Below are 25,661 nucleotides of genomic sequence, written 5' to 3'. Positions count from 1 at the left end.
GCTCTTAGCGAGCGTCGTGGCCTTGGCCGGATGCGCAACGACAGAAAAGCCGGTACACTTCACCGTATCGGGTGACGAGATCATATCGGCGACGATCCGCGCCGACACCTCGAATTGCGATCCGGTGCATGGCAGTTGCCCATGGCCTGATGACTATGGACCGGCTGAATGCAGCTACGTGAACTCCTATTTGCTCGAGGCAACTTGCGAGCAGAAGGCCGTCGACATCTACGGCAAGCCATTCGTCATCGTCACGAGACTTGAACGGGAAACGCAGTATTCGGAGTGGTTTACCAAGGGGCCTGCAACGACCTACCGCCCCTAGGTGGCTCCCTAAAGTAGCCGTAGCTGACCGCCCACCGCAGGCGGCCTGAATTGCGTACAATCCAGCTCGAACTTCGCCTTGCCCAGTCCAGCTCGCTTGCAGGCCACTCGGAACCTGGCGCGGAAGAGGTCGGCCCAGACGCCAGTGGGCCTCAGCCGCGAGAAGAAGTTCGGATCGTTGTCCTTTCCGTTGCGGATCGACTGGACGATGCTCATCACCTTGTCGCCGCGTTCGGGGTAGTGGACGGATAGCCATTCGCGGAACAGCGGGGCGACTTCGTGCGGCAGGCGGAGCGGGATCCAGCCCACACTGTCCACCCCGATGGCGGCAGCGCGCTGGACGATCTCCTCCATGTATTCGTCGGTAATGGCCGGGATGACTGGCGCTACGGAGCAGTGGGTGGGAACTCCCGCCTCGGCCAGTTTTTGCAATGCCGAGAGTCGCTTGGCAGGCGATGCTGCGCGCGGTTCGAGCTTGCCCGAAAGCTTTGGGTCGAGGCTGGTTACCGAAATCGCGACCGCGACGAGCCGGCGCTTCGCCATTTCCGCCAGCAGGTCCAGATCGTCACATACCCTGTCCGACTTGGTGGTGATCGTAACGGGATGGTGCGCGTCGAGGCAGACTTCCAGCACTTGCCGCGTGATGCGATAGCGCCGCTCGATCGGCTGGTAGGGGTCGGTATTGGTCCCCATCGCAATGGGCCTCGGGCGGTATTTGGGCTTCGACAGTGTCGCGCGGAGAAGCTCCGCCGCATTCGGCTTCGCAAACAGCCGGGTCTCGAAATCCAGCCCGGGCGATAGGTCGTGATATGCATGGGTCGGGCGGGCGAAGCAATAGACGCAGCCGTGCTCGCACCCTCGATAGGCATTGATCGACCGGTCGAAAAAGATGTCGGGCGACTGGTTGAAGCTGAGGATGGTGCGGGGATTTTCCTCCGTCACATGCGTGCGCAGCTTTACAGCCGGACCATCCAAAGCTTCCATGTGATCGCGCCAGTCGCCATCCGCCTCGCGCGTGGCAAGGCCGAAGCGGGTAGGGACCGCGCGCGACTGCGCACCACGTCCCGCGAAGGGCGACTCATTGCTTCGTTCCATAAGTGGAACATAAACGGAACATACGTTGCAGTCGAGAGGTCAGCCGAGGTAGATTTGTAGGCCCGCGCCGCCGCCCCACAGGATAATCAGAAGCACGCTTTCCCAGCCGATCCCCGCCGGCCCCTGCCGCTCGCGCCTGAGAAGACCCATGAGCAGCACGGCCGTCATCACCAGGGTAAGGGCCATCCAGAAGACGGTGCGCTCGGATATGGCGTTGTAGATAGAGCCTTCGCGATAGGCGATATCGCTCGACGCGATGAACAATGCGTCGAACATATTGCCGCCGATGATGCCGCCGATCGCCAGCTGGAGCGCGCCGCGCCTGACTGCCGCAATGGTCGTCACGAGCTCTGGCAGTGAGGTGACGACCGCCGTGCCAAGGGCACCGACGACGCCGTGCGATATACCGAAGCGCCGCGACAATTCGATGCCGGTCTCGCCCACGATCCAGCCAGTGAAACCCACCACCACGACGAGGGCGGCGAACAGGCTCCCGATAATCCAGAGAGGGCGCTGGTCGTCACATTCGTCGTCGTCTTCCTGGCGCGTATGCTCGGTCTTTCGCGGAAGCCACATCGGCCGTTCGTGGATCCGGTGTGCGTTGTGCAGGCCGATGAAATAAACGGCGATCAACACTGGGGTCAGCGGGTTCACCGCGAATATGGCGAAGGGTGGGGCGGCCCACGCCATGATCGGCAGCGCAACAAGAATGATGAGCACTGTCGCCTGGCCCAGGTTAACCGGGCTAGCGGCAGCATGTTCGAGATTGACCTTGCGATAGGCCACATCGGCCAGTGCCAGGAACATCGTCTGCGCAGCGATCCCACCAAGGGCGTTCGAAACGGCAAGATCAGGGGCGCCCGATGCTGCGGTACTGGTGGAGGTGACGATACCGGCGATACTGGTGCCGGCACCAAGCAGTACCGACCCGATCAGGGCCTCGCCGAAACGCGTGCGATCGGCGATAGTGTCGGCATAGCCTGCCATTTTCGTACCCAGAAGCGCAATCAGGATCGCACTGCCACCGAAAATGAGAAGAACGGTGGTCGTTGTGAATAAAGCGATTTCTGGCAGGGGCTTGCTCCGGGTCGGGTCTTGCCCTCTCCGACGAGCGAACCGATTGCAAGTTCCCGACCAGGCCGTTCCTGAAGGAGAAGGGCGGCTACCCCGCCAAGCCGTCAGCGCTCCCGCAGGCGCGGCATGATGTCGACGAAATTACAGGGGCGGTGGCGGCTGTCGAGCTGGAAGGCGAGGATCTTGTCCCACCCGTCTTTCACCGCGCCATTCGATCCGGGCAGTGCGAAAATATAGGTCCCGCGCGCCAGCACGGCGCAGGCGCGGCTCTGGATCGTGCTGGTCCCGATGCTCTCGATGCTGATGTAGCGGAAATATTCGCCGAAGCCCGGGATGTCCTTGTCCTTTACCCGGTCCAGCGCCTCGGGCGTCACGTCCCTGCCGGTAAGGCCCGTGCCACCGGTGGTGATGACCGCATCGACGTTCTCGTCGTCGATCCAGCGGTGGAGATGCGCGGCGATCTCGTTCTTGTCGTCCTTGCTGATCTCTCGCGCAGCGAGGCGATGGCCGCTCGCTTCGATCCGGCCGGCAAGGATATCGCCCGAGGTATCTTCGGCGACGCTCCGGCTGTCGGATATCGTCAGCAGCGCGATATTCACCGGCTTGAACTCGAGGCTTTCGTCTATGGCCATCAGCGCGTGCCTTTCATCGGGTCCGGGGGAATTGCGGCCAGTCGTTCTGGGCCAGCGCAGTGCGGCTTTCCGCCATGGCTTCGGCCTGGCGCAGGTACATCCAGTAATTGCGCATCACGATGGCGACATACCCGCGCGTTTCCCAGTAGGGGATGGACTCCATCCAGAGCAGCGGATCGCCCTGGTCGTTGATTTCGCTGTTCCAGCGCGCAACGGGCGTGGGGCCTGCGTTGTAGGCTGCCATGACCTTGGGCAGGTGGCCACGTGTGTATCCCGCATCGGCCAACGCCTGCAGCGCGCGTTGACCAAAAGCGAGATTGGTGCGCGCATCCTTGAGATCGGCGCTGGAGCTCATGTTGATCGAGGCGGCATACTCACGTGCGGCGATCGGGCGGATCTGCATCAGGCCGATGGCATTGGCCGGGCTGACCACGGTCTCGCGGAAATTCGATTCCTGTAGCGCATGGGCGAAGGCGAGGGCCGGATCGACGCGCCAGCCGCCGGTCGGCTCGTGATAGGCGATCGGATAGCGCAGGTTCGGTGGCGACGATGCCCCCCGCGGCGCGTTGTACGCCATGAAGGTCTGCGTGCCTGCGAGACCAAGCGCGCGGGCGAGGCGGGTGAGCGCTGGGTAATCGGAAGCTTCGATATGACGAGCCTGCCAGCGCAGCGCTTCGTCGGCGAGATCGCGGCGGCCGACTTCGGCGAGCATGACAGCTTCGCGGACAGCAGCTTCATCCTGCAACCTGCGCCAGTCGTCGGCGGTGAGATCGGGCGAGGCGTGGTCCCCGGGCAGCTGCTGGGCCAATTGTTCGTGGGCCAGCATGCCGTACAGCGTTTCGTCGAAGCGCGCGGCTCCGCGCAGCTGCTCGTCGGCCTTCTCCGGTTGGCGGCAGCGGACCAGCGCGCGGGCAGCCCAGTAGTGTGCAGCTGCTGTCAAAGAAGGGTTCGTCGACCCGGCTGCGCTGCGACGGAAGAAGTCAGCGGAATTGCCGCAATCGCCGAGGCGCCAGGCGGCGAGCCCGGCCACCCAGTCACCTTCCGCGACCCATGCGCCCGAGCCTTGCGCGACAAGCTGTGCCATGCCGAAAGCTTCACGGTCGCGGTTCTCGATGTAGTAGGACCACGCGACACGCTGACGCCATTCCGCGCGCGCTTCCCGGGAAAGCGAGGCATCGACGCCGTCGAGGAGCAGGCGCGCACCATCCGGATCGTCGTTGGAAATGCGCTCGAGGATGGCGCTTTTGATATCGTCGCGCATGGTGCCGTCATCGACGGTGCGAGGCAGGATCCGCTTCGTCGAATAGGGCTGGCGTGACAATTGCTGTGCGCGCGGGAGCGAGGGCGGGCTTTCGAGGCCCCTCGTCTGTCCCAAACGTATGATTGCCGCCGCCTCAGGTAAGCGGGAAAAGCGGTCGAGCCAGGCCTCGATACGCGGCAGTTCGATCCGCGGACTTTCGGGATGGAGATAATAGGCCGCAAGGGCGGAGCCGTGGAGTGGCCCGTTGTCGCGCTGCTGGAGCATGACTTCGACACGGTCCCAGTTGCGCGCTTCGATCGCCTCGAACAGCGAGCGGTAATAAAGCTGGTCGTCCTGCGACAGCAGACGGGGCAGTGCTGCCGAATGCGAGCGTGTGAAATAGCGCAGGCTGTCGGAAGACTGAGCCATCAGTGGAGTTGCGAGCGTGCCTGCCGTCGATGCGAGGCAGGCGAGGATAAGCAAGCGTTTGGTCATGCGGTCCATTCGAGCCAGCGGTTCCAGAAATTACGGCGGCGTTGGGCCGACCGCGAAAGTTCGGCGAGATCGGGTGCGAGCAACAGCGGCACCTCTCGCCCCGAAATATCGAGCGAACTGGCCTCACGCGCCTGTGCCGCGTCGATACCGAAGAGCGGGGCAAGTCCGCGCCCGAAGGCAAGCACGCGCTCCGGCTCGGCAAGCTTGATGTGATGCGCCAGCACTTCGGACAGGCCGCTCGCTGCGAGGGCATTCCAGTCGGGATAAGCCGTGGGCGCTGGTAGGGCGCTCGCCAGATAGGCCTCGTGCGGTGCGATATCCATTGCCCGCAGGATTGCGCCTGCAAAGTGTCCTGCGCCGCCCGAAAGCAATTCTGCCGCATCATCGCCATAGGGTTCGGCCACGATAATCATCAGGCGCGACTTCGCGACTCCGCGCGGGGGAAGCCGGTCTTCGACCCGCGCATGGCCAAGCGAAGGCTCGCTCAGCCACCATTCGCGAAATTTTGCCAGGTCTTGCGGCCAGGTCGAGCGGTCGCCACCGATCGAGGTAGTTTGCGCTGTTCCCTCGAACGCCCTTTCGACCGGAGTCTGCTTGGGCTCTTCGATGCGTTTGACGGGCTTTGGCGCCGCTACGGCTTCTTCGACTTCGGGTTCTGCCAGCCAGTTGGCGGTGTCATCCGAATAATCCATGTCGACACCCGCCTCCAGCCACCAGTCGAAGGCCGCTTCGAGAGCTTCTGCAGTGGCGAAATCGCCGGTTTGCTTGGGATTTTCGTGCATCATCCGTCCAGCGCAGGTCTTGACCTCGAACGCTCCAACAATCAAGGCATCGCGCAAGCGAATAGCGACGAAAAGAGAGAGACATGAGCGAACGTGAATCCATGCCCTGCGACGTCGTCATCATCGGCGGCGGTGTGGCGGGCCTTGCAGCGGCAATCCGGCTTAAGCAGATCAACGAAGAACTCGAAGTCGTGGTGCTCGAAAAGGGCAGCGAAATCGGGGCGCATATCCTCTCAGGTGCGGTGGTCGATCCCAAGGCGCTCGACGAATTGCTGCCCGAATGGCGCGACATGGACTGCCCGATGGCGCAGACGCCGGTGACGGAAAACCATCACTGGGTCCTGTCGGCCACCGGCAAGTCGGACCTGCCCGAATTCATGATGCCGCCCTTCATGTCGAATGAAGGCAAGTACACCGGTTCGCTCGGCAATCTCGCTCGCTGGCTGGGCGAACAGGCCGAAGGGCTTGGCGTCATGGTTTTCCCGGGTTTCCCGGCAGCAGAAGTGCTGTTCGACGACAAGGGCGCGGTTACGGGCGTCGTGACGCAGGACATGGGCATTGCCGAAGACGGCAGCCAGAAGGGCGACTACCAGCCCGGCATGGAAATCCACGCGAAATATACGCTCTTCGCAGAGGGCGCGCGGGGCAACCTCACCAAGAAGATGAAAGCAAAGTACGATCTGGAGGCGGATTGCCAGCCGCAGGTCTACGGTCTCGGCATCAAGGAATTGTGGGATGTCGATCCTGCAAAGCACGAACCGGGCAAGGTGATTCACACGCAGGGCTGGCCCCTGTCGGAAAGCGATACCTGGGGCGGGGGGTTCATCTACCACCAGGCTGCGGGGCAGGTTGCGATCGGCTTCGTTACCTCGCTCGACTACAAGAACCCCTATGTTTCGCCCTATCAGGAATTCCAGCGCTACAAGCACCACCCGGCCATCGCCGAGCTGCTCGAAGGCGGAAAGCGCGTGGCCTATGGCGCGCGCGTCATCAACGAAGGCGGCTGGCAGAGCGTGCCCAAGCTCGCTTTCCCGGGCGGCGCACTGATCGGCTGTGCGGCCGGTTTCGTGAACGTGCCGCGCATTAAGGGCAGCCACACCGCGATGAAGAGCGGTATGCTGGCAGCCGAAAGCATTGCTGCCGCCGTCGCTGCGGGTAGCGAACACACCGAGCTGATGGATTACGACGAGGCCGTGCGCTCCAGCTGGATCGCGGACGAGCTCAAGCTGGTCAAAAATGCCCAGCCTGCCGTTGCGAAATACGGCGGCGACATTGGTACGGTGCTCGCTGGTATCGACATGTGGATGCGCACGCTCAAGATCGGCCTGCCGATCACGATGAAGCACCACCGCGACTACGAAACGCTCGAGCGGGCCGACCTGCACAAGAAGATCGCCTATCCCAAGCCCGACGGCGTGCTCAGCTTCGATCGCCTCACGAATGTGGCCTACAGCTACACCAACCATGCGGAAGACCAGCCGGTTCACCTCAAGGTTTGCGACCGCGAATTGCAGCGCGAAAGCGAGCTGGAAGTCTTTGCCGGCCCTTCGACCCGCTATTGTCCGGCGGGCGTCTACGAATGGATCGAGGAGGAGGGGAAGGAACCCAAGTTCCAGATCAATTCGCAGAACTGTGTCCACTGCAAGACCTGCGACATCAAGGATCCGAACCAGAACATCGAATGGACCACGCCCGAAGGTGGCGGCGGGCCGAACTATCCGAACATGTGATCCGCGCCCCGCGTGACGATCGCAGAAACCGCATTCGCCAAGATCAACCTCGCGCTGCATGTCCGCAAGCGGCGCGAGGACGGCTATCACGAGCTCGAGACGCTGTTCGCCTTCGTCGATGCTGGTGACAGGCTAACCGCAAGCCCGGCAGAGCGGGACACGGTCTCCGCTATCGGGGAGTTTGCATCCGGGCTGGACGATCCGTTCGACAATCTGGTGGCGAAAGCCCTCGGAAAGCTGCCACGCAATGGCGGGCTAGCGCTCATTCTGGAGAAGAACCTTCCCGTCGCGGCTGGCCTTGGCGGCGGCTCTGCCGATGCAGGTGCCGTGTTCCGCATCGTTCGCGAATTGCACGGCCTCCCGGACGATTGGCACACGCGGGCAACCGCTCTGGGGGCGGATGTGCCCGCCTGTGTCGAAAGCCGCACGTGCATCGGACGGGGGACCGGAACCGACCTGGAACCAGCGGACGACAGCCTCGCCGGCACGCCCGTATTGCTGGTCAATCCGCGCCAGTCGCTCGCGACCGGGCCGGTCTTCAAGCTGTGGGACGGGAGCGATCGCGGTCCGTTACCGCAAGGCGATGCACGCGAAATCGCGCTAACCGGTCGCAACGACCTTGAAAAGCCGGCGATTGAATTGCGTCCGGTCATTGCCCAGATACTAGATCAAATGCGCGGAACCGACCCGTTTCTGGCCCGTATGTCAGGCTCGGGTGCAACCTGTTTCGCACTCTACGACGATATTCCCGCGCGGGATGCGGCAGCCGAAAACATCGCTGCCTCGCATCCCGACTGGTGGCAGATGAAGGGCCTTCTCAGATGATGATCGACAATTTGCCGTATCGCCAGGTCGGCACGGACGACCTGCGACCCGGCGGCCTGCTTTGCGTTGCCGACCACGCGTCGAATTTCGTGCCCGAGGATATCGAACTCGGCATCGATCCCGCGCTGCTGGACCAGCATATAGCCGTCGACATCGGGGTGGAGGGCATCGCCGACCGTCTCGCACGTCGTCACAATATCCCCGCGCACATCGCCTGCGTCAGCCGCCTAGTCTGCGATTTCCATCGCACAGAGGACGACCCCGCCGTAGTCCCGACCGAAAGCGATGGCCGTCTTATCGCGGGCAACATCGGCGCAAATATCGAGGCGCGCCTCGATCGGTTCCATCGGCCCTATCACGATGCGCTGAGCAAGCTCATTTCCCGTATCCAGCCGCGTATGATCGTGGCGCTGCATAGCTTTACGCCTGAGATGAAAACCAGCGACGAAGACCGCCCATGGGAGGTCTCGCTGCTCTACAACCAGGACGACCGTGCAGCACGTCACGCAATCCGCCTCTTCGGCGAACAGGGCCTGACCGTCGGGGATAACGAACCGTATTCGGGCAAGGAACTCAACGCCACGATGGATCGCCACGCCGAAGCTGCGGGCATTCCTTATTGCACGGTCGAGATCCGTCAGGACCAGATCGCCAACGAAGCGGGCCAGGCCCGCTGGGCTGTGATGCTGGCCGATGTCATGGGCCGCGTCGCTCTCGAAGTCTGATCCTACCCGTCCGATAAAGGCCAACTTGGGGGATCTGCGGTAAATCTGCCGCCGAATACCCGTTATCCCGCATCGATCTGTCTGCTAGGACTAAGGCTCCAGACGGAGAAGATCGCCATGCCCGCCTATCGTTCACGCACCACCACTCATGGCCGCAACATGGCCGGAGCGCGCGGCCTGTGGCGTGCAACAGGCATGAAGGACGAGGATTTCGGCAAACCGATCATCGCCATCGTGAACAGCTTCACCCAGTTCGTGCCAGGCCACGTGCACCTCAAGGACCTGGGCCAGCTGGTCGCCCGCCAGGTGGAGGAGGCCGGGGGCGTCGCCAAGGAATTCAACACCATCGCCGTGGATGACGGGATCGCGATGGGTCACGACGGGATGCTGTATTCGCTCCCCAGTCGCGATCTCATTGCCGACAGCGTGGAGTACATGGTCAACGCCCACTGCGCCGACGCAATGGTGTGCATCTCCAACTGCGACAAGATCACTCCGGGCATGCTGATGGCAGCGATGCGGCTCAACATTCCTGCCGTATTCGTCTCCGGCGGGCCGATGGAGGCCGGCAAGGTCGTGCTCGACGGCAAGGAAAAGGCGCTGGACCTTGTGGACGCGATGGTGGCGGCAGCAGACGATTCCTACACCGACGAGCAGGTCGCCGAGATCGAAAGGTCTGCCTGTCCGACCTGCGGCTCGTGCTCGGGAATGTTCACCGCAAACTCGATGAACTGCCTGACCGAAGCGCTTGGACTTTCTCTGCCTGGCAACGGTTCGACATTGGCAACCCATGCCGATCGGCAGGGCCTGTTCGAGCGGGCAGGGCGGCTGATCGTCACGCTGGCTCGTCGCTATTACGAGGAAGACGACGCCAGCGTTCTTCCCCGCAGCATCGCCAGTTTCGAAGCCTTCGAAAACGCGATGAGCCTCGACATCGCCATGGGCGGGTCGACCAATACCGTTCTTCACCTGCTTGCCGCCGCGCATGAAGCAGGGGTGGATTTCACGATGAAGGATATCGACCGCCTCAGCCGCAAGGTGCCGTGCCTGTCCAAGGTCGCCCCCGCGAAGGACGATGTCCACATGGAGGACGTTCACCGCGCTGGCGGCATCATGTCGATCCTCGGCGAACTGGAGAAAGCCGGCCTGCTGCACACGGCATTGCCCACGGTGCACAGCCCCACCATGGGCGACGCGCTGGACGATTGGGACATCGGCCGCACGCAGAACAACAAGGTTCGCGAGTTCTTCTCTGCGGCCCCCGGCGGCGTGCCCACGCAGACCGCTTTCAGCCAGTCGCGGCGGTGGGAATCGCTCGATCTCGACCGCGAGAAGGGTGTCATCCGCAGCGCAGAGCATGCGTTCAGCCAGGATGGTGGCCTTGCCGTCCTGTACGGCAATATCGCTCGCGATGGCTGTATCGTGAAGACCGCCGGTGTCGACGAGAGCATCCTGACTTTTTCCGGGACGGCGAAAGTCTACGAAAGCCAGGATGACGCCGTGACCGCGATTCTCACCGAACAGGTGGTCGCAGGCGATGTCGTCGTCATCCGCTATGAAGGACCACGCGGCGGGCCGGGGATGCAGGAAATGCTCTACCCGACCAGCTATCTCAAATCGAAAGGGCTGGGCGCGGCTTGCGCCTTGCTAACCGACGGACGTTTTTCGGGCGGGACGTCGGGCCTTTCCATCGGTCACGTCTCGCCCGAAGCGGCAGAAGGCGGCGAGATCGCACTCGTCGAAAATGGCGACCGGATCGAAATCGACATCCCGAACCGCTTGATCAACCTGGTGATCGACGATGCCGAGATGGAGCGGCGGCGTGCAGCGATGAACGAGCAGGGCGACAGGGCCTGGCAACCTGCGAACGAGCGTCCGCGAGCCATCTCTCCGGCCCTCAAAGCCTATGCTGCGATGACGACCTCGGCAGCAAGGGGCGCAATTCGCGATGTCGATCAGCTGAGGCGTCGCTAAGCCGAGCACGCTTGCACCTTGGCGCACGAAGTGGCAGCGCCTCTTGCGATGAGAACTGTGCTCCCGACCCTCGCCATCGGTCTTCTCGCGGCCTGCTCACCCGAGCCGGAGCCTGCGCCCGACATTGCCGAACAGGGCGGTATCGCGATCGAATGCGCGCTCGATGGCTCGGACGAGTTCGTCCGCCAATGCCGCCTATCCGAACAGTTGCCAGGGGCTAATGCCGAATTTGTCGTACGTCATCCCGATGGCGGTTTCCGGCGCCTCGAACTGTCCGAAAGCCCGACTGGCTTCGACGCAGGTGACGGAGCGGAGGAGGCGACTAGCGAAAGGCAGGGCGACTGGGTCATCCTCACCATTGATGACGATCGCTATCGTTGGAAAGAGCCGATCGGTGAGTGAAGCGGTCCTGACAGTCGCCGAAATGGTAGCCGCTGAGAAGGCTGCAATGGATGCGGGCATCAGCGAATGGGAGCTGATGCTGAAGGCCGGGCAGGGCGCCGCCCGATGGGTACACCGTGCGGCAGGCGGAAGGCCGGTCACCATTCTGTGCGGTCCGGGTAACAACGGCGGCGATGGCTATGTAATCGCCGAGGACTTGCGGGCCCGCGGCTATGATATCGATGTCATCGCGCCGGTCGAGCCTGCGAGCGATACCGCCCGAACGGCGCGCAGCCATTTCCAAGGCGAAACGCGGCAGCACGGTCCCTTCGAGCACGCAATCGTGGTCGACTGCCTGTTCGGATATGGCCTTTCGCGCGAAGTCGAGGGCGATTTTCGCGTGCTGCTTGAAAATCTTGCTGCAAGTGACTGTTTCAAAATAGCAATCGACGTTCCCAGCTCCGTGAAAAGCGATTGCGGATCGACGCTCGGACCCTTGCCGCGATACGACCTGACGCTCGCGCTCGGCGCATGGAAACAGGCGCATTTCCTGATGCCCTCCATGGCAATTATGGGCGCGAAGAGGTTAGTCGATCTCGGCTTGCCGCTTGGTGATCCTGCAGGGGTAGTTTCGAACCGACCTTCGCTCTCGGCCCCCGCAGCGGATGCGCACAAATACACGCGCGGCCTGGTCTCGGTCGTGGCCGGAGACATGCCTGGTGCGCCTTTGCTGTCTTGCGAAGCGGCGATGCGCGCGGGTGCGGGTTATGTGAAGCTTTTCAGCGACCGATCGCACCCGGACGCACCGGCCGATCTGGTCATCGTCGAAAGCGATCTCGACGAAGCGCTGGGTGACGGGCGCATCGACGCATTGCTCGTCGGACCGGGACTGGGACGAAGTGCCGCTTCGCGAGAGCGACTGGCAGCAGCTCTGACGTCAGGCAGGCACTGCGTTCTCGACGCCGATGCGCTTCACCTGCTCGACGACGACATTCTGGAAGGCGTCGATCCGTCCCGGCTCCTTCTGACGCCGCATGAGGGGGAACTGGCGGCATTGTGCAAATCCTTCGAAGTCGAAGCTAACGGCAAACTCGACAAGGCGCGGAAACTCTCGGGCACAACGGGCCTGACGATTCTGGCCAAAGGGCCCGACACCATCCTCGCGGGAGAGGGAGCGGCTGTATTTTTCCCCAAAGGGAGCAGCTGGCTGTCGGTGGCAGGCTCTGGCGATGTCCTCGCGGGAATTTGCGCGGCACGGCTCGCGTGGTCTCGTGATCCGATGCAGGCAGCGCAGGACGCGGTCTGGTTGCATCACGAGGCGGCACGTCTTGCGGGTCCGGCATTTACCGCCTCGCAGCTTGCACATTGCGTCAAACCGGCCGTGGCGTCGTTTTTATGAGCGACACAGAAGACATTATCCGGATTGCCGCCAAGGGAGACGGCGTCACCCAGTCGGGCCGGCATGTGACGGGTGCCGTCACCGGCGACACGGTGACGCCAGACGGATCGATCGAAGCCGGGCCTCACCACGTGACGCCACCGTGCCGCCACTTCGGCAATTGTGGCGGTTGCCAGCTCCAGCACGCCGACGAAGCGGCTTTGACCCGGTTCGTCACCGACCGTGTGGTCAATGCCGCCCTCGGACAGGAAATCGAGCTTCGCGAACTCCTGCCGACCCACCTGTCGCCGCCGCAATCGAGACGCCGGACGACGCTCCATGCGCATAAGGCGGGCAAGGGCGCGGCGATCGGTTTTCACGAAGCTCGGAGCAACCGCATCGTCGATATGCAGGAATGCCATATCATCGATCCGCGCCTGTTTTCCCTCGTTGCACCCTTGCGCAAGCTGGTTGCAGACCATGCCGGGCGAGGACCGGTCGATGTTTCGCTGACCCTTGCCGATCAAGGTATCGATTGTGCGCTCAAGGGCATCGAGGCCGACGGACTGGCAGCAACCGAAGCCATGCTTGACTTCGCGCGCGACCATTCGCTGGCACGCCTGTCGCTGGACCAAGGGTTCGGCCCGGAACCAGTCTGGGAGCCTCAACCCGTGACGATAACGCTCGGGGAGGTGCCTGTCGGCCTCCCGCAAGGCGCATTCCTGCAGCCTACGGCGGACGGCGAGGAGGTGTTGCTCGGCGATGCGAAGCGGTGGCTGGAAGGGGCCGTCACGGTCGCCGACCTGTTCTCGGGCCTCGGGACCTTTGCCTTTGCACTTGCAGGTCCGGCAAAGGTCCTAGCCGCAGAAGCGGCGCGGGATGCGCATCTCGCCTGCAAATCGGCCGCCAACTGCCGAGGCATTCCCGTTCATGCGATGCATAGAGATCTTTTCAGAAACCCGCTTCAAGCGGCCGAGATATCGAAGTTTTCTTCCGTGCTTCTCGATCCGCCGCGTGCTGGTGCCCGGGAACAGGTCGCCCAGATCGCCGCAAGTGAAATCGAGCGGGTCGTCTATGTCAGTTGCAACCCGTCGAGCTGGGCCCGCGATGCACGGACCCTGGTCGATGCCGGGTTCAAGCTGCAAGCGCTGCGCCCTGTCGGCCAGTTCCGCTGGTCGACGCATGTGGAGCTTACCAGCTACTTTACGCGCTAGGAGCGAAGCGCCGCCAGTATCTGCGCACGAAGCCATTCGCGGGCGTGCGGTTCGGCATATGCGTGGCCAGCCGATCCGCAGCAGGCGATACGCTCGTCGGGTCCCCAATCGGCCGCGAAGATCTGCGCTGTCCGGTCGTTCCCGGCGATGAGGAAGAGAACCCTGCCTTCGAATTTCGAAAGACCTTCCCGCAAGGGCGCGATGAGGGGATTGGTCGTTTGGCCGGTTCCGGACGCGTGGCGAATACCGGTTGCCAACTTATCGAGATCGACCTTGCCGCTCAGCAGGCGCCAGATTTCCTTCGGCTTGGCAAGTTTTGCCATATAGCGCGATCGGACGGTGGCGGCAGGCGGTAGCAAATCGGAAGTGTCCGCAATCGCCCAGGGGTTACTCAGGATGAGGGCATCGAACCCCGAACCCCCCGCCAGCATGAGTGCAGCGGCACCGTCGCAGTTTCCGAACCCGACCACGCGGTTCACCTGGGGTGAGAGAGCGCGAAACGCCTGCAGCGCGGACGCGATGTCCTTGCGGGACCTTTCGTAACCGCGATCTTCGCCTTCGCTGTCTCCGATCCCCCGCCTGTCGAAGCGGAAGACCGGGAAGCCGGCCTTTGCCACCTCTGCCGCAAGACGAGCCTGCCATCCAAACGCCCCCGCACGGGGCTCTTGCCCACCCGTCACGATGAGCAAACCGGTCGTTCCCGGCGCATTATCCAGTGTTCCGCCGAGGCTGAGGCCACCGCAATGGAATGCGAGATGGAGGCGGCTCATCGGGTGCCTATCCGTTCCGCAAGAACTTTGGCCAACGCTTGCGCCTGTCTCTCGTCGACGCCGCCCTCGTTGCTGAGCCAGAGGGGACGCCCACCGATCTCCTCGTGAGTGATCGGCGTGGCGGCTTCATTGGTGACCTCCGCGCTTTCGCAAAGCTCCTGCGCCATGGTGCGCCCGATGTCCCATCCGGCGACCAGATCGCCTTGGACGCTTGCTGCGTCGAGGATCTGGGATGCGGTGCGGTCCTTGCCTGCCTCCTTTTCGGCGAGGCTTTGGGCACGGACCATTGCTCTGAAGAGCTTCGAAGGTTCCGACGGCGCGTAATGGGAAGCCGGAGCCGTTCCTGTATCGAGCACACAAGCCTGCCTGACGTAAAGTGCGTGCCTGACGCCGAAATGTTTCGCCGCGGAGGCGGCTGCGGCACGCCATGCCGAGAGGGTTTGCGATGCCTGTGGTCGAAGGCTTTCGTTCATACCCGGCAGGTCGGGCATCACACTGGATATGCCAAGGTCCTGCAGCATGCGCATCATCAGGACCAGTTGCGCACGCATGCGGTTGGCTTCCTCGAACAGCGGCGGGATTATAAGGAGTTCCGGCTCATCCTTGCGGGCCGTGGAAACCGCCATTTCCATGCTCGTCCCGCCATCGGGCAGCGGGGCGGGCCAATCTATGAACACGGCAGCGCGCGCTCAGCCTTCGATGACCTTGGCCTCGGCAAAGGCCAGCAGCGCGCCGTAGGTTTCCAGCATCTCCCCGTCGACATCGTCATCTTCGATGATGATATCGAGGCGATCTTCCATTTCGGTGAGTAGCGTCGCCACAGCCATGGAATCAAGTTCGGGCAGGTGGCCGAACAAGCCGGTGTCGCCGTCGAATTCGGCAACCTGTTCGGGGTCGAGCGCCAGCACGTCGGACATGATCGACCGCAGGGCGGTGTCGATGGCGGTACGGCTCGGACCGGTCGGCTGGGATGTGGCGGTTTCGCCCATAGGTCTGAAAGGTTCCCCTCTTGAAGCGGAGGCCGCCTTAGCCTTGCGCCTTGCGCGGTGCAAGGCGGCCCAGCATCCTCTTGGCCAGCGCCGGCCAGGCAGCCGGCTGCCTGATATCGAGACAGGTCAGGTGAAAGCGGGGACGTCTCTCGTCCATCCAGTCGCGTTTGTAAGCATCGGAACCGGTCCCGAAGTCGATCAGGCCGACGCGATCGACGTCGATTACGTACTTGAATAGGGCCGCAGAAAGTACCGTGCCTGCCGAGTAAGGTTGAGCACTCTCGAGATGGGCGAGTTTGTGAATGAAGGCCATATCGCTCTCGACGCTCCAGAATTGGGCCGCGACGGGTTCGCCATCGATCCGTGCAATGCCAAGGCGGTATGCTCCGCGGCTGTCTTCCAGGCGAGCGAACGCCTCGAGGATATCGGCGCGCTCTTCGATGGGTTTCCAGCTACGGTCGTAGATCCAGCGGTAGGTTTCCCACTCATCTAATTGAAAGACATTGGATATTTGAATGTCTACCTTGGAGGCCTTGCGCTTGACGGTAGATCTCATCCGGCCAGGGCGGCCATCCCAATACTCAGCGAAACTGCGGCCATTGACATGAAGCACGTGGTTTTTGTCGTATTGCTCTCCATGAACCGACCAGCCGGCATGCTCGAATGCCTGGCAAAGCTGCTGGTAACATCCGTCCTCCGCCGTCAGCGGGAACAGGTCCAGTCGATGCGTATGTTTTTTCAGGTCGTGAGCGATCTCGACGAGGATGCGCGTGGTGTCCTCACCTTTCGCAACGGGCCTCCAGGAAAATGCAAACCAATTCGTGAGTGGCTCGAGGCCCTTCGATCCGCGCATCAGAGGAACGGCGAGGGTTCTTTCACCGTCGGTGCCGACCGCGACCAGCGGCTTCGCGCCATGCGTTTCGAGCAGGCGGTACCATTCATATCGGTCGAAAGGTCCCGCCTCGGGGCTGCCGAGCCCTTGCAGTTTTGTAACCGTGTCGTGATAGCTGACCGTGATGACCACCGGTAACTCCCCGCCTGGATCGCTCCAGCCTGATCCCACGCCGCAACCGCTGGATCAACTCGCCGAATTGGGCGATGCACAGTCATGCGCGCTCGTGCTGCGAGACAAGGTGCTGACCTATGCGCAGCTTCGTGAAAGCGTATCACTGCTCGCTGGCTGGCTGGCGAGCAAATGCGAAGAAGGATCGCGCGTCGCCAGCTGGGCCGCGAAGGGAGAGTTCACCTGCCTCCTGCCCCTCGCTGCGGCACGGGCAGGAATGATCCACGTTCCCATCAATCCGCTGCTCAAGCATAGCCAGGTTGCGCATATCCTGCATGACAGCGGGGCGTGCCTTTTGGTAGCCACTGCTGCACGCCTCAAATCGCTGGAACCCGGTGACATCCCGCCGCATTGCGAGGTGGTTGCGGAAGACGAGGTGTCGTCTTTGGCGAGTGCGGTCGGTCAGTCGCTAGGTCCTTCGGATCGGGACCCCGAAGAATTGGCTGCAATTCTCTACACCAGCGGATCGACCGGCGCGCCCAAGGGCGTGATGCTCAGCCATGCAAACCTGTGGCTGGGTGCGGTTTCGGTCGCCCATTACCTTGGCATGGAGGCGGACGACGTTACGCTTGCCGTGCTGCCGTTGAGTTTCGACTACGGGCAGAACCAGCTGCTCAGCACCTGGTATGCAGGCGGCTGCGTAGTCCCGCTCGATTACCTGTTCCCCAAGGACGTCGTGAAGGCCTGCGCCCGGCACGCGGTGACGACGCTCGCGGCAGTCCCGCCTCTCTGGGTGCAGCTCACCGAGTTAGAATGGCCACCTGAAGCTGTCGCATCGATGCGCAGGATGACCAACAGCGGCGGGGCTTTGACGGAGGATCTGGTCGCAGACCTGCGCGCGATGTTCCCCGATGCGCGTCTATTTCCGATGTATGGCCTGACGGAGGCGTTCCGGTCTACCTACCTCGATCCCGCGCTGGTGGACACGCATCCGACTTCGATGGGTCAAGCTATCCCCTTCGCGGAGATACTCGTGATCGACGACGAAGGTGCACTCGCCGCTGCTGGCGAGGAGGGCGAGCTTGTGCATTGCGGTCCCCTCGTTGCCCAAGGCTACTGGCAGGATGAAGCTCGCACGGCGGAACGGTTCAAGCCTGCCCCCGCTTCCTCCCGATATGGCGGCGTTGCCGTATGGTCCGGCGACAGGGTCAGGCGCGACCATGATGGGCTGCTCTATTTCGTCGGACGCCGCGACGCGATGATCAAGAGCGCAGGAAACCGTATCAGCCCGCAGGAGATCGAAAACGCCGCGCTCTCGACCGGACTTGTTGCGGAAGCGGTCGCGTTCGGCATCGCCGATCCCAAGCTTGGCCACGCCATCCACCTCGTTACCCGGCCCCAGGAGGCAGGACCTACCGATGAACTGGAAAAGCAATTGAAACGCCAGCTTGCGCGCGAATTGCCGAATTTCATGCAACCGCATGCCTATCACTGGCGGGGCACCATGCCGCTCAATCCGAACGGCAAGATCGACCGGACCGCGATCAAGCAGGAAATCGAGACATGAAGCCCACCGGACCGATCCCCCACGGCTTCGAGGCCGTCGATGGCGAGCTTGCGGCAGGCGGCGTTGGACTTGCTGAGATGGAGGCGAAGGCCGGACGGACACCCTTCTTCGCCTATTCCAGGACCCTGATCGAGCGCAGGATCGCGCATTTGCGCGCTTCACTTCCCGATCGGATAAAGATCAATTACGCAATCAAGGCAAACAGTTACGCTCCTCTTCTCGAATTCGTATCGGGTTTGGTCGATGGCCTGGACATCGCTTCCGGAGGCGAGCTGGAGATGCTTCAGCAGCTTGGTATCGACGGTACGCGCATCAGTTTCGCGGGTCCCGGCAAACGTGACGCGGAACTGGAAGCGGCGATCGCGGCAGGGGTTACCCTCAACCTCGAAAGCGAGAACGAAGCATCGCGTGCCCTCGATATTGCGGAGCGTGTCGGGAAGACTCCCCGGCTAGCGGTGCGGGTCAATCCGGATTTCGAGCTCAAGGGCTCAGGAATGAAGATGGGCGGCGGCGCCAAACCCTTCGGCGTCGATGCCGAGCGCGTTCCCGCGTTGATCCGGACTATCGTAGATGCAGGTTGCGAATGGCGGGGCCTGCATATCTTCACCGGCAGCCAGGCCCTGAGCGCGGATGCGATTGTCGATTCACAGGGGAATATCCTTGAGCTGGCGGACAGATTGGCGCGGGAAGCCCAGGTCGAGTTGCCCAAGCTCAACATGGGCGGGGGTTTCGGCATTCCCTATTTTCATGGCGACGAGCCTCTCGATCTTGATTCGGTGGGAGAAGCCTTGGACAAGAGATTGAAAAAGCTTCCGGAAAGCTTGACGGAAGCCGATCTCTTCGTGGAACTGGGTCGTTACATCGTGGGTGAAGCCGGTGTTTACATCACCCGTATCATCGACCGGAAGGAAAGCCACGGTCAGACCTATCTCGTGACCGACGGAGGGCTTCACCACCAACTCGCGGCATCGGGCAATTTCGGGACCGTGGTCCGTCGCAATTATCCGGTAGCCATCGCCAATCGCTTCGGAGACGAGCCGTCCGAAGAGGTCAACGTCGTGGGCTGCCTTTGTACCCCGCTCGACAGGCTGGCCGACCAAGCTTTCCTGCCGCGCGCGGAAGTCGGCGATCTGGTCGCCGTTTTCTGCGCGGGAGCCTATGGCGCGAGCGCTTCTCCCAGCGCATTCCTAGGGCAGGGACCCGCGGCGGAAGTCCTGATTTGAGACACCTCGCCAATTCGTGCTAATTCCTAGTGATTCCGCGCGTTCGCGGGTCCATGGCTAACGGTATGTTCACCTTTTTCGCGCAAGAACCACGGCGAATTTGGGAAGATGTGCGTGCGGCGCAATCCGCGGGTCCATCCAGTATCAGGGATTTACGTAAATGCATTCGTCGCGATCTGCCGCTTTCGCTGCCTTCCTGTGCGCCGGTCTGGCCCTCGGAGGGTGCGCTACTACCGGCGGAGAAGAACTGCCGCCTGCGACGTTCGTCTCCGCGCAGGAAGAGCCGGGCGCCGAATACATCATCGGGCCCCTCGACGAGCTGACGATCCACGTCTGGCGCAACCCGGAGCTCGGTGCGGAGAACATCCAGGTCCGTCCGGACGGAAGGATCACCATTCCCTTGGTCAAGGACCTGGCGGCTGTCGGGAAAACACCCTCCCAGCTCGAGGAAGACATCCGCGCCCAGCTGAGCCAGTATATCGAAGAGCCTCTCGTTTCGGTAATCGTGAACGAGTTTGCGGGCACCTTCAGCCAACAGATTCGCATCGTCGGCGCGACCGAAAAGCCCGCATCGTTGCCGTATCGCGCCAACATGACCGTTCTCGACGCAATGATTTCCGTCGGCGGCCTGAGCGAATTTGCAGCAGGCAACCGCGCCAAGCTTATCCGGTTCGACAAGAATACCGGATCGCAGCGCGAATATGCTCTGCGCCTGACCGATCTCCTGAGGCGCGGTGACAGCGATGCCAACGTGCTCCTCCAGCCCGGAGATGTGATCATCATCCCGGAAAGCGCCTTCTAAGGCGGAGCAGGGGGCATGCAGGACATCATCGACCAGTTTCGCAGCGCGCTGCACACGATCTGGAACCGCCGCTGGATAGCTCTGGCGGTGGCCTGGGGCGTTTGCGTGCTGGGCTGGATGGCGGTGGCCTTCATTCCGAACAGCTACGAGAGCAGGGCGCGAATCTTCGTCGAACTGGAAGACGTGCTGGGCGAGGAACTGCAGATCGCGAATGGTGGCGAAGAGGCGATCACGCGCGTTCGCCAGACCCTAACGAGCACGACGAACCTCGAAAAGATAATCCGCTCGACCCGGCTCGGGGACAAGGTGCAGACCGATCTGGAGATGCAGAACGCGGTCGCCGACCTGTCCGACAATATCCGCGTGAGCCTGCAGCAGCAGAACCTGTTCGAGATTACCGCGACCATCGGGCGCAGCGGCTTTTCCGATGCGGAAAACGCCAAGCTGGCCCAGGAAGTGGTCCAGCGCATGATCGACCTGTTTCGCGAACAGAACATCGCCGACAACAGGGGTGATGTGGCCCAGACCATGATCTTCCTCGAGCAGGCGCTGGAAGAGCGCAAGGCCGAACTCGAAGCGATCGAAGAACGCCGCCTTGCCTTCGAGGCAGCCAATCCGGAAGCGGTTGCGGGAGCAGGCGCCAGCGCGCTGCGCCTGCAAACGATGCGCAGCGAAATGCGCAATGTCGATGCCGATATTGCCGCTGCCCAAAGCTCGCTCGCAGCCATCAACGGGCAGATTGCCGGGACGCCGCGCACGATCGTGACACCGGGAGCAGGCGGTGGCCCCCAAGGCGCGCTGGTACAGGCAGAATCGCAGCTTGCCTCGATGCGGGCACGCGGTCTCACCGACAGCCACCCCGATGTCGTTGCCCAGCTGCGCCAGATCGACGCGCTGCGCCAGCAGGCGAATGCAGCGCCGTCCAGTTCGGGCGCCTCGATAAATCCCGCCTATAGCTCGCTCGTGTCGATCCGTGCCGAACGCCAGGCCAATGTGCAGGCCCTTCAGGCCCGCAAGGTTGCCCTGCAATCCGACATCACCGCGCTTATCGCCTCGCAGGCGTCCGAACCGGCAGTAGCTGCGGAAGCCCGCCGCATCAGCCGCGATTACGAGGTCCAGAAGGAGAAGTACGACGAACTCCTTCAGAGCCGGGAGCGGATGCGGGTGCGCGGAGACTATGAAACGAACCGCAACTCCTTCCAGTTCGACGTGATCGATCCGCCGATCCTGCCGCAGACCCCTGCCGCGCCGAACCGGCCGCTCCTGCTGGTCGGGGTGCTCATGGCAGGTCTCGCCATCGGCGCGGGTGTCGCATTTGTCCTTGGTCTGCTGAAGTCCAGCTTCACCACGGCAGAGCGGTTGGAGAGCGCCCTGGATCTGCCGGTGATCGGGACTGTTTCACGCTCGATGACGGAGGCGAACAAACTCCACGAAAAGCTGCGACTGAAACAATTCTTCGCCGGCACCGGTGCCTTGGCTGCGCTGTGCCTGCTGCTGCTCGTCGTCGAGCTCGTGCAGGTTGGTTCGGTGGCGTGAGGACATGAGTGTGAACAAGCCCACCAACATAACTACGGCCGACAAGGCCGATGCGAAGGACAAGAAGGATTCGCTGCTCGAAAGGGCGAGCGGTGCCTTCGGCCTCGACAAGCTTACGCCCGCAGCCGTCCCCGTCATGCTGGACGCGGACGCCAAGAAGAAGTTCGCGCCCAAGCGCGCTCCGCAGCCAGGTCCCGCGCCGGAGGAAAAAGCACAGGCGAGACCTGTTGCAGAGCCGGAACAACAACCGGTCCCCGAAATCCAGGGCCGCCGTCGCAGCGATGCGCAGCCTGCGGTGCAATTTTCGGGCGAACGCCACCCGGTATCCCGCGATCTCCTACGCGAACAGGGCCTGATCGACCCCGACGGCGGTGCCTCGCGCCTGCTGGAGGAATTCAGGATCGTTAAGCGGCAGGTGCTCTCCTTGGCCAGCGCCGAGGGTACTGCGGCATCGCGGCGGGTGCTCGTGTGCTCACCCCATCCCAACGAAGGCAAGACCTTCTGCGCTCTCAATCTTGCGCTGGCCATGGCAGCGGAACGCGACAGCGAAGTCCTGCTGATCGACGCCGATTTCGGCAAGCCGTGCATCCTGTCGAAGCTTGGCCTGTCGCATGAAACCGGTTTTATGGACGTCCTTGCCGACCCGTCCAGCCATGTCGAGGACCATGTCATCGGGACCGATATTCCCGGCCTCTGGGTTCTCGGGGCCGGAGCGCGCACGGGGCGTGACAGCGAGTATCTTGCCAGCGAGCGGACGTGGGAAGTGCTCAACCGTCTCACCCGCGGTGCGCCGAACCGGATGATCGTGTTCGACAGCCCGCCAGCGCTTGCAGCGACGCCTGCCAGCGAACTGGCAAAGCACGTCGGCCAGGCCCTCCTGGTCGCGCGTGCGGATGTAACCGGCCAAGTCGCGCTCGAAGACGCGATCGACCTGCTTTCGGCATGTCCCGATATTCGCCTGCTGCTTAACGATGCCACCTTCAGCCCGAGCGGGCGCAAGTTCGGCAGCTATTACGGGTACGGGGAATAATTCCGTGAGCCGCCTTTTCGCTCTCCTCGCAACGGCGCTTGCGCTCTGTGCCGCACCCGCGGCAGCGCAAGGCTATGGCGATGGCGCGCGGGAGGACGAGCGTCCCGGCACGGTCGATCGGACGCGGATCGATCCCTACATCGAAGCCTCGCAGGTATTCACCTGGCAGATGGCGCCGGGCGACGATGTCGTCACCTACACCCAGCTAGCAGCAGGCGTGGATGCGCAATTGCGCGGGCGGAACAGCGGAGCAGCGGTTTCAGTGCGTTACGAGCGCAATTTCGCATGGGACAACAACGCCCGCGATACAGACCGCATTACCGGGATCGCCCGTGGCTACGCCGCAATCGTTCCGCGTACCTTGCAGGTCGAGGCGGGCGCACTTGCCAGCCGCACGCGAATTGCCGGAGCCGGTGGATCGGTCATCGCCCCGATCGTGGGCGACGACGACACGACGACCAGGACCTATTCGCTCTACGCCGGTCCCACACTGACCACGCGTGTCGATGACGTTCAGATGGATGCGAATTACCGCGTCGGCTATACGAGGATAGATGGTCCGGAATTCGTCACCTCGCAGGGCGACGAAATCGACCTCTTCGACGAGAGCGTCTCGCATTCAGCAATGGTGCGTGCGGCAACGGCGCCGGGAATGCCATTCCCCGTTGGCGTCGGCGTCGGAGCGGGCTTTTACCAGGAAGATATCGACAATCTCGACCAGCGCGTGCGGGATGCTTACGTACGCGGCGATGTGACCATCCCGGTTTCGCGCACGCTTGCAATCGTGGCTGGCGCAGGGGTCGAGGATGTCGAAGTATCCTCGCGTGATGCGGTTCGCGATGGCGACGGTAATCCGGTTATCGGTGGCAACGGACGTTATCTCGTCGACGAGACCAGCCCCCGTCGCATTGCCTACGAGGCCGACGGCCTGATCTGGGATGTCGGTGTCGTCTGGCGCCCCAGCAGCCGCACCCAACTGCAGGCCACTTTCGGCCGCCGCTACGATAGCGACACCTTCTACGGCAGCTTCAACTGGCAGCCGAGCAGCAGGTCGAACGTTTCCGTGGGCGTTTACGATTCGCTGCAGGGCTTCGGCGGCAGGGTGAACAATGCGCTGGCAGCGCTTCCGACTGATTTCGAAGTGCTGCGCGATCCCGTTTCGGGAGACATCACCGGGTGCACAAGTCCGACCGTGGGCAGCAATTGCCTTGCGGGTCTCCTTGGCTCGGTCCGCTCTTCCGTGTTTCGCGGTCGCGGCGTCGTGGCAAGCTATTCGCACCGCGTCGGCCTGATGACCGCCGGCATTGCCGCAGGTTACGACAATCGCAAGTTTATCGGGGCGCAAGGCACGGTCCTTGCCGCGGCAAACGACGTTGTGGACGAAAGCTATTACGTGACAGCCGGTGTCAGCGGGCCTGTCTGGGAAGGCAGTTTCAGCGTGAACACGTTCGGCAGCTGGTACGACAGCGGTGTCGGCGAATTCGGCGATACTTTCTCCTACGGCAGTTCCGCCTCCTACTACCAGTCGATCTGGCAGAACCTATCCGCCCGCGCTGCAGTTTCGATCTATGCCATTGATTCCGAACTGAGCGAGGCGGATATTCGCGCGGCAACCGCGCTTCTCGGCCTGCGCTACGATTTCTGATAAGGACGCCCTGATGTACGAGGAATTCTACGGCTTTACCGAGCGCCCTTTCCAGCTCACCCCCGATCCGGCTTTCTATTTCGAAAGCATCACCCACAAGAAGGCGCTGAGCTATCTCGGCTATGGCCTCAATCAGGGGGAAGGCTTCGTCGTCATCACGGGCGAAGTCGGTGCGGGTAAGTCCACGCTGGTCGCGCATCTCAAGCAGAAGCTCGACGAACGCCGCATGACCGTGGGCGAAGTCGTGACCAGCGCGCTCGACGGCGAGGAGATGATCCACGTCGCGGCGCGCAGCTTCGGCCTCGATGTCGAAGGCGGCGACAAGGCGAGTGCGCTCGCCGCTATTGAACTGTTCCTCCATGAAGAAGCGCGCGGCGGCCGCCGTGTCCTGCTGATCGTCGACGAAGCGCAGAACCTGTCCATCGGCGCGCTCGAAGAATTGCGAATGCTGTCGAACTTCCAGCTCGGCTCTCACCCGCTCTTGCAGACGCTGTTGCTGGGCCAGCCGGAATTCAAGCACTTGCTCGCCCAGTCGGACGAGCTCGAACAGCTACGCCAGCGCGTGATTGCGGCGCACCATCTAGAGCCCATGCAACCGGGCGAGATGGAGCCCTACGTTACCCACCGGCTCGAGCATGTTGGCTGGACGGGCAATCCCGAATTCGCCAGTGCGATCTGGCCGCGCCTCCACAAGGCAACCCTGGGCATCCCGCGCAAGGTCAACCAGGTGATGAACCGCCTGCTGCTGATGGGCTCGCTGGAAGAACAGTCGATGCTCGAAGTCGATATGCTCGATGCGGTGATCGAAGAGATGAGCGGCGATGCCTCTGCAGAAACACAAGAGGCTCCGCAGCGTGCGCGCCCGGATCGCAACCTGCCCGCGTCGGATGCGATCGCCAAGGCACGGACGGAAGCTGCCCCGGCGATGACCCAGGCCGATACGGCGGCGCGCAAGAAGGGGCTGCTCGATCACCAGATCGAAGCGATCGAAGGCGCTTTCGCCCAGCGGGACAAGCACATGGCGGCGCTGCGCCGCGAGGTTGAAAAGCTTGCCGCCACCAAGGATAGTGGCGGTGCTCTTCCGGAAGACATCGACCAGCGCCTCTCCGCCATCGAGCAGCGCCTCGACGATCAGGAGCGTTCGCTGCGTCACGTGCTGACCATGATGATCGACTATTTCGAGTCGACCGGAACCCGCGAAGCGGCGTGACGGCGTCGGAGGGGGCG

Annotated in this window: 24 protein-coding genes; 15 read left to right on the top strand and 9 right to left on the bottom strand. The window is 62.6% G+C overall.

Going from position 1 to position 25,661, the window contains the following annotated elements:
* Window positions 1-16 precede the first annotated feature (16 nt).
* On the top strand, window positions 17-325 hold the full coding sequence (locus tag K3179_RS12595; RefSeq protein WP_221565939.1) for a hypothetical protein: 309 nt from the start codon (window positions 17-19) through the stop codon (window positions 323-325).
* Window positions 326-333: 8 nt separating this feature from the next.
* Here K3179_RS12595 and K3179_RS12590 read toward each other — a convergent pair whose 3' ends face one another.
* From K3179_RS12590 to K3179_RS12570, 5 genes are all read right to left on the bottom strand, one after another.
* Complete coding sequence (locus K3179_RS12590; protein WP_221565935.1) at window positions 334-1,419, bottom strand: PA0069 family radical SAM protein; 1,086 nt, start codon at window positions 1,417-1,419, stop codon at window positions 334-336.
* 39 nt (window positions 1,420-1,458) lie between these two features.
* Window positions 1,459-2,451 (bottom strand): sodium:calcium antiporter, encoded by a 993-nt coding sequence (locus K3179_RS12585; protein ID WP_345723044.1) that lies wholly within the window; start codon window positions 2,449-2,451, stop codon window positions 1,459-1,461.
* 146 nt (window positions 2,452-2,597) lie between these two features.
* Entirely contained in the window at window positions 2,598-3,125 is a 528-nt protein-coding gene (moaB, locus tag K3179_RS12580; RefSeq protein ID WP_221565932.1) for a molybdenum cofactor biosynthesis protein B, read from the bottom strand.
* Window positions 3,126-3,138: 13 nt separating this feature from the next.
* Window positions 3,139-4,860 (bottom strand): lytic transglycosylase domain-containing protein, encoded by a 1,722-nt coding sequence (locus K3179_RS12575; RefSeq protein ID WP_345722955.1) that lies wholly within the window; start codon window positions 4,858-4,860, stop codon window positions 3,139-3,141.
* Window positions 4,857-5,687, bottom strand: a complete 831-nt coding sequence (locus K3179_RS12570; protein WP_221565926.1) for a hypothetical protein — start codon at window positions 5,685-5,687, stop codon at window positions 4,857-4,859. Before K3179_RS12570 ends, K3179_RS12575 begins: the two co-directional genes overlap by 4 nt.
* Before the next feature lie 38 nt (window positions 5,688-5,725).
* Here K3179_RS12570 and K3179_RS12565 point away from each other — a divergent pair, with 38 nt between their 5' ends.
* The 7 genes from K3179_RS12565 to K3179_RS12535 all read left to right on the top strand — a co-directional run bounded on the left by K3179_RS12565 (window position 5,726) and on the right by K3179_RS12535 (window position 13,869).
* Window positions 5,726-7,372 carry an electron transfer flavoprotein-ubiquinone oxidoreductase gene (locus K3179_RS12565; RefSeq protein ID WP_221565923.1) on the top strand — a complete coding sequence of 549 codons (1,647 nt, stop codon included), beginning with the start codon at window positions 5,726-5,728 and terminating at the stop codon, window positions 7,370-7,372.
* Between the two features lie 12 nt (window positions 7,373-7,384).
* The gene (locus K3179_RS12560) at window positions 7,385-8,197 is read left to right on the top strand and encodes a 4-(cytidine 5'-diphospho)-2-C-methyl-D-erythritol kinase (protein WP_221565920.1); all 813 of its coding nucleotides are present in this window, start codon (window positions 7,385-7,387) and stop codon (window positions 8,195-8,197) included.
* Window positions 8,197-8,922 (top strand): N-formylglutamate amidohydrolase, encoded by a 726-nt coding sequence (locus K3179_RS12555; protein ID WP_221566284.1) that lies wholly within the window; start codon window positions 8,197-8,199, stop codon window positions 8,920-8,922. The genes K3179_RS12560 and K3179_RS12555 overlap by 1 nt, the downstream gene beginning before the upstream one ends.
* Before the next feature lie 117 nt (window positions 8,923-9,039).
* Window positions 9,040-10,896 (top strand): dihydroxy-acid dehydratase, encoded by a 1,857-nt coding sequence (gene ilvD / locus K3179_RS12550; protein ID WP_221565918.1) that lies wholly within the window; start codon window positions 9,040-9,042, stop codon window positions 10,894-10,896.
* Between the two features lie 48 nt (window positions 10,897-10,944).
* Window positions 10,945-11,298, top strand: coding sequence for a hypothetical protein (locus K3179_RS12545; protein ID WP_221565916.1), 354 nt, complete (start codon window positions 10,945-10,947; stop codon window positions 11,296-11,298).
* Window positions 11,291-12,676: an NAD(P)H-hydrate dehydratase gene (locus tag K3179_RS12540; protein WP_345722951.1), complete on the top strand. Its 1,386-nt coding sequence runs from the start codon at window positions 11,291-11,293 to the stop codon at window positions 12,674-12,676. Before K3179_RS12545 ends, K3179_RS12540 begins: the two co-directional genes overlap by 8 nt.
* Window positions 12,673-13,869, top strand: coding sequence for a class I SAM-dependent RNA methyltransferase (locus tag K3179_RS12535; protein WP_221565911.1), 1,197 nt, complete (start codon window positions 12,673-12,675; stop codon window positions 13,867-13,869). The genes K3179_RS12540 and K3179_RS12535 overlap by 4 nt, the downstream gene beginning before the upstream one ends.
* Here the strand turns inward: K3179_RS12535 and K3179_RS12530 are convergent.
* Genes K3179_RS12530 through K3179_RS12515 form a run of 4 tightly spaced genes read right to left on the bottom strand, consistent with a single transcriptional unit; the run spans window position 13,866 to window position 16,652 of the window.
* Window positions 13,866-14,639, bottom strand: coding sequence for a hydrolase 1, exosortase A system-associated (locus K3179_RS12530; protein ID WP_221565908.1), 774 nt, complete (start codon window positions 14,637-14,639; stop codon window positions 13,866-13,868). The two genes, K3179_RS12535 and K3179_RS12530, sit on opposite strands and share 4 nt — an antisense overlap.
* Window positions 14,636-15,316 (bottom strand): hypothetical protein, encoded by a 681-nt coding sequence (locus tag K3179_RS12525; RefSeq protein ID WP_221565905.1) that lies wholly within the window; start codon window positions 15,314-15,316, stop codon window positions 14,636-14,638. Before K3179_RS12525 ends, K3179_RS12530 begins: the two co-directional genes overlap by 4 nt.
* A 12-nt stretch (window positions 15,317-15,328) precedes the next feature.
* Window positions 15,329-15,628: a phosphopantetheine-binding protein gene (locus K3179_RS12520; protein ID WP_221565903.1), complete on the bottom strand. Its 300-nt coding sequence runs from the start codon at window positions 15,626-15,628 to the stop codon at window positions 15,329-15,331.
* A gap of 37 nt (window positions 15,629-15,665) precedes the next feature.
* On the bottom strand, window positions 15,666-16,652 hold the full coding sequence (locus K3179_RS12515; protein WP_345722948.1) for a GNAT family N-acetyltransferase: 987 nt from the start codon (window positions 16,650-16,652) through the stop codon (window positions 15,666-15,668).
* Here K3179_RS12515 and K3179_RS12510 point away from each other — a divergent pair.
* From K3179_RS12510 to K3179_RS12480, 7 genes are all read left to right on the top strand, one after another.
* The gene (locus K3179_RS12510) at window positions 16,645-18,198 is read left to right on the top strand and encodes an acyl-CoA ligase (AMP-forming), exosortase A system-associated (RefSeq protein WP_221565900.1); all 1,554 of its coding nucleotides are present in this window, start codon (window positions 16,645-16,647) and stop codon (window positions 18,196-18,198) included. The genes K3179_RS12515 and K3179_RS12510 overlap by 8 nt on opposite strands.
* Window positions 18,195-19,421, top strand: a complete 1,227-nt coding sequence (locus K3179_RS12505) for a pyridoxal-dependent decarboxylase, exosortase A system-associated (protein ID WP_221565897.1) — start codon at window positions 18,195-18,197, stop codon at window positions 19,419-19,421. The genes K3179_RS12510 and K3179_RS12505 overlap by 4 nt, the downstream gene beginning before the upstream one ends.
* A 160-nt stretch (window positions 19,422-19,581) precedes the next feature.
* Complete coding sequence (locus K3179_RS12500; protein WP_221565895.1) at window positions 19,582-20,223, top strand: XrtA/PEP-CTERM system exopolysaccharide export protein; 642 nt, start codon at window positions 19,582-19,584, stop codon at window positions 20,221-20,223.
* Between the two features lie 15 nt (window positions 20,224-20,238).
* Window positions 20,239-21,759 carry an XrtA system polysaccharide chain length determinant gene (locus K3179_RS12495; protein ID WP_221565892.1) on the top strand — a complete coding sequence of 507 codons (1,521 nt, stop codon included), beginning with the start codon at window positions 20,239-20,241 and terminating at the stop codon, window positions 21,757-21,759.
* A gap of 4 nt (window positions 21,760-21,763) precedes the next feature.
* Window positions 21,764-22,789, top strand: a complete 1,026-nt coding sequence (locus tag K3179_RS12490; RefSeq protein ID WP_221565890.1) for a P-loop NTPase family protein — start codon at window positions 21,764-21,766, stop codon at window positions 22,787-22,789.
* Window positions 22,790-22,793: 4 nt separating this feature from the next.
* The gene (locus K3179_RS12485) at window positions 22,794-24,434 is read left to right on the top strand and encodes a porin family protein (RefSeq protein ID WP_221565888.1); all 1,641 of its coding nucleotides are present in this window, start codon (window positions 22,794-22,796) and stop codon (window positions 24,432-24,434) included.
* A gap of 13 nt (window positions 24,435-24,447) precedes the next feature.
* Window positions 24,448-25,644 (top strand): XrtA/PEP-CTERM system-associated ATPase, encoded by a 1,197-nt coding sequence (locus K3179_RS12480; RefSeq protein WP_221565885.1) that lies wholly within the window; start codon window positions 24,448-24,450, stop codon window positions 25,642-25,644.
* Window positions 25,645-25,661: the final 17 nt, after the last annotated feature.

This window comes from Qipengyuania intermedia (assembly GCF_019711615.1).
Taxonomy (GTDB): Bacteria; Pseudomonadota; Alphaproteobacteria; order Sphingomonadales; family Sphingomonadaceae; genus Qipengyuania; species Qipengyuania intermedia.
This window is presented reverse-complemented; position numbering and strand designations above follow the sequence as displayed.

Bases quoted from the DNA above. Each gene is read 5' to 3' on its own strand.
- ilvD (WP_221565918.1), top strand. From the start codon at position 9,040: ATGCCCGCCTATCGTTCACGCACCACCACTCATGGCCGCAACATGGCC.
- K3179_RS12565 (WP_221565923.1), top strand. From the start codon at position 5,726: ATGAGCGAACGTGAATCCATGCCCTGCGACGTCGTCATCATCGGCGGC.
- K3179_RS12505 (WP_221565897.1), top strand. From the start codon at position 18,195: ATGAAGCCCACCGGACCGATCCCCCACGGCTTCGAGGCCGTCGATGGC.
- K3179_RS12545 (WP_221565916.1), top strand. From the start codon at position 10,945: ATGAGAACTGTGCTCCCGACCCTCGCCATCGGTCTTCTCGCGGCCTGC.
- K3179_RS12495 (WP_221565892.1), top strand. From the start codon at position 20,239: ATGCAGGACATCATCGACCAGTTTCGCAGCGCGCTGCACACGATCTGG.
- K3179_RS12575 (WP_345722955.1), bottom strand. From the start codon at position 4,860: ATGACCAAACGCTTGCTTATCCTCGCCTGCCTCGCATCGACGGCAGGC.
- K3179_RS12510 (WP_221565900.1), top strand. From the start codon at position 16,645: ATGACCACCGGTAACTCCCCGCCTGGATCGCTCCAGCCTGATCCCACG.
- K3179_RS12535 (WP_221565911.1), top strand. From the start codon at position 12,673: ATGAGCGACACAGAAGACATTATCCGGATTGCCGCCAAGGGAGACGGC.
- moaB (WP_221565932.1), bottom strand. From the start codon at position 3,125: ATGGCCATAGACGAAAGCCTCGAGTTCAAGCCGGTGAATATCGCGCTG.
- K3179_RS12555 (WP_221566284.1), top strand. From the start codon at position 8,197: ATGATCGACAATTTGCCGTATCGCCAGGTCGGCACGGACGACCTGCGA.
- K3179_RS12490 (WP_221565890.1), top strand. From the start codon at position 21,764: ATGAGTGTGAACAAGCCCACCAACATAACTACGGCCGACAAGGCCGAT.
- K3179_RS12480 (WP_221565885.1), top strand. From the start codon at position 24,448: ATGTACGAGGAATTCTACGGCTTTACCGAGCGCCCTTTCCAGCTCACC.
- K3179_RS12590 (WP_221565935.1), bottom strand. From the start codon at position 1,419: ATGGAACGAAGCAATGAGTCGCCCTTCGCGGGACGTGGTGCGCAGTCG.
- K3179_RS12520 (WP_221565903.1), bottom strand. From the start codon at position 15,628: ATGGGCGAAACCGCCACATCCCAGCCGACCGGTCCGAGCCGTACCGCC.
- K3179_RS12500 (WP_221565895.1), top strand. From the start codon at position 19,582: ATGCATTCGTCGCGATCTGCCGCTTTCGCTGCCTTCCTGTGCGCCGGT.
- K3179_RS12530 (WP_221565908.1), bottom strand. From the start codon at position 14,639: ATGAGCCGCCTCCATCTCGCATTCCATTGCGGTGGCCTCAGCCTCGGC.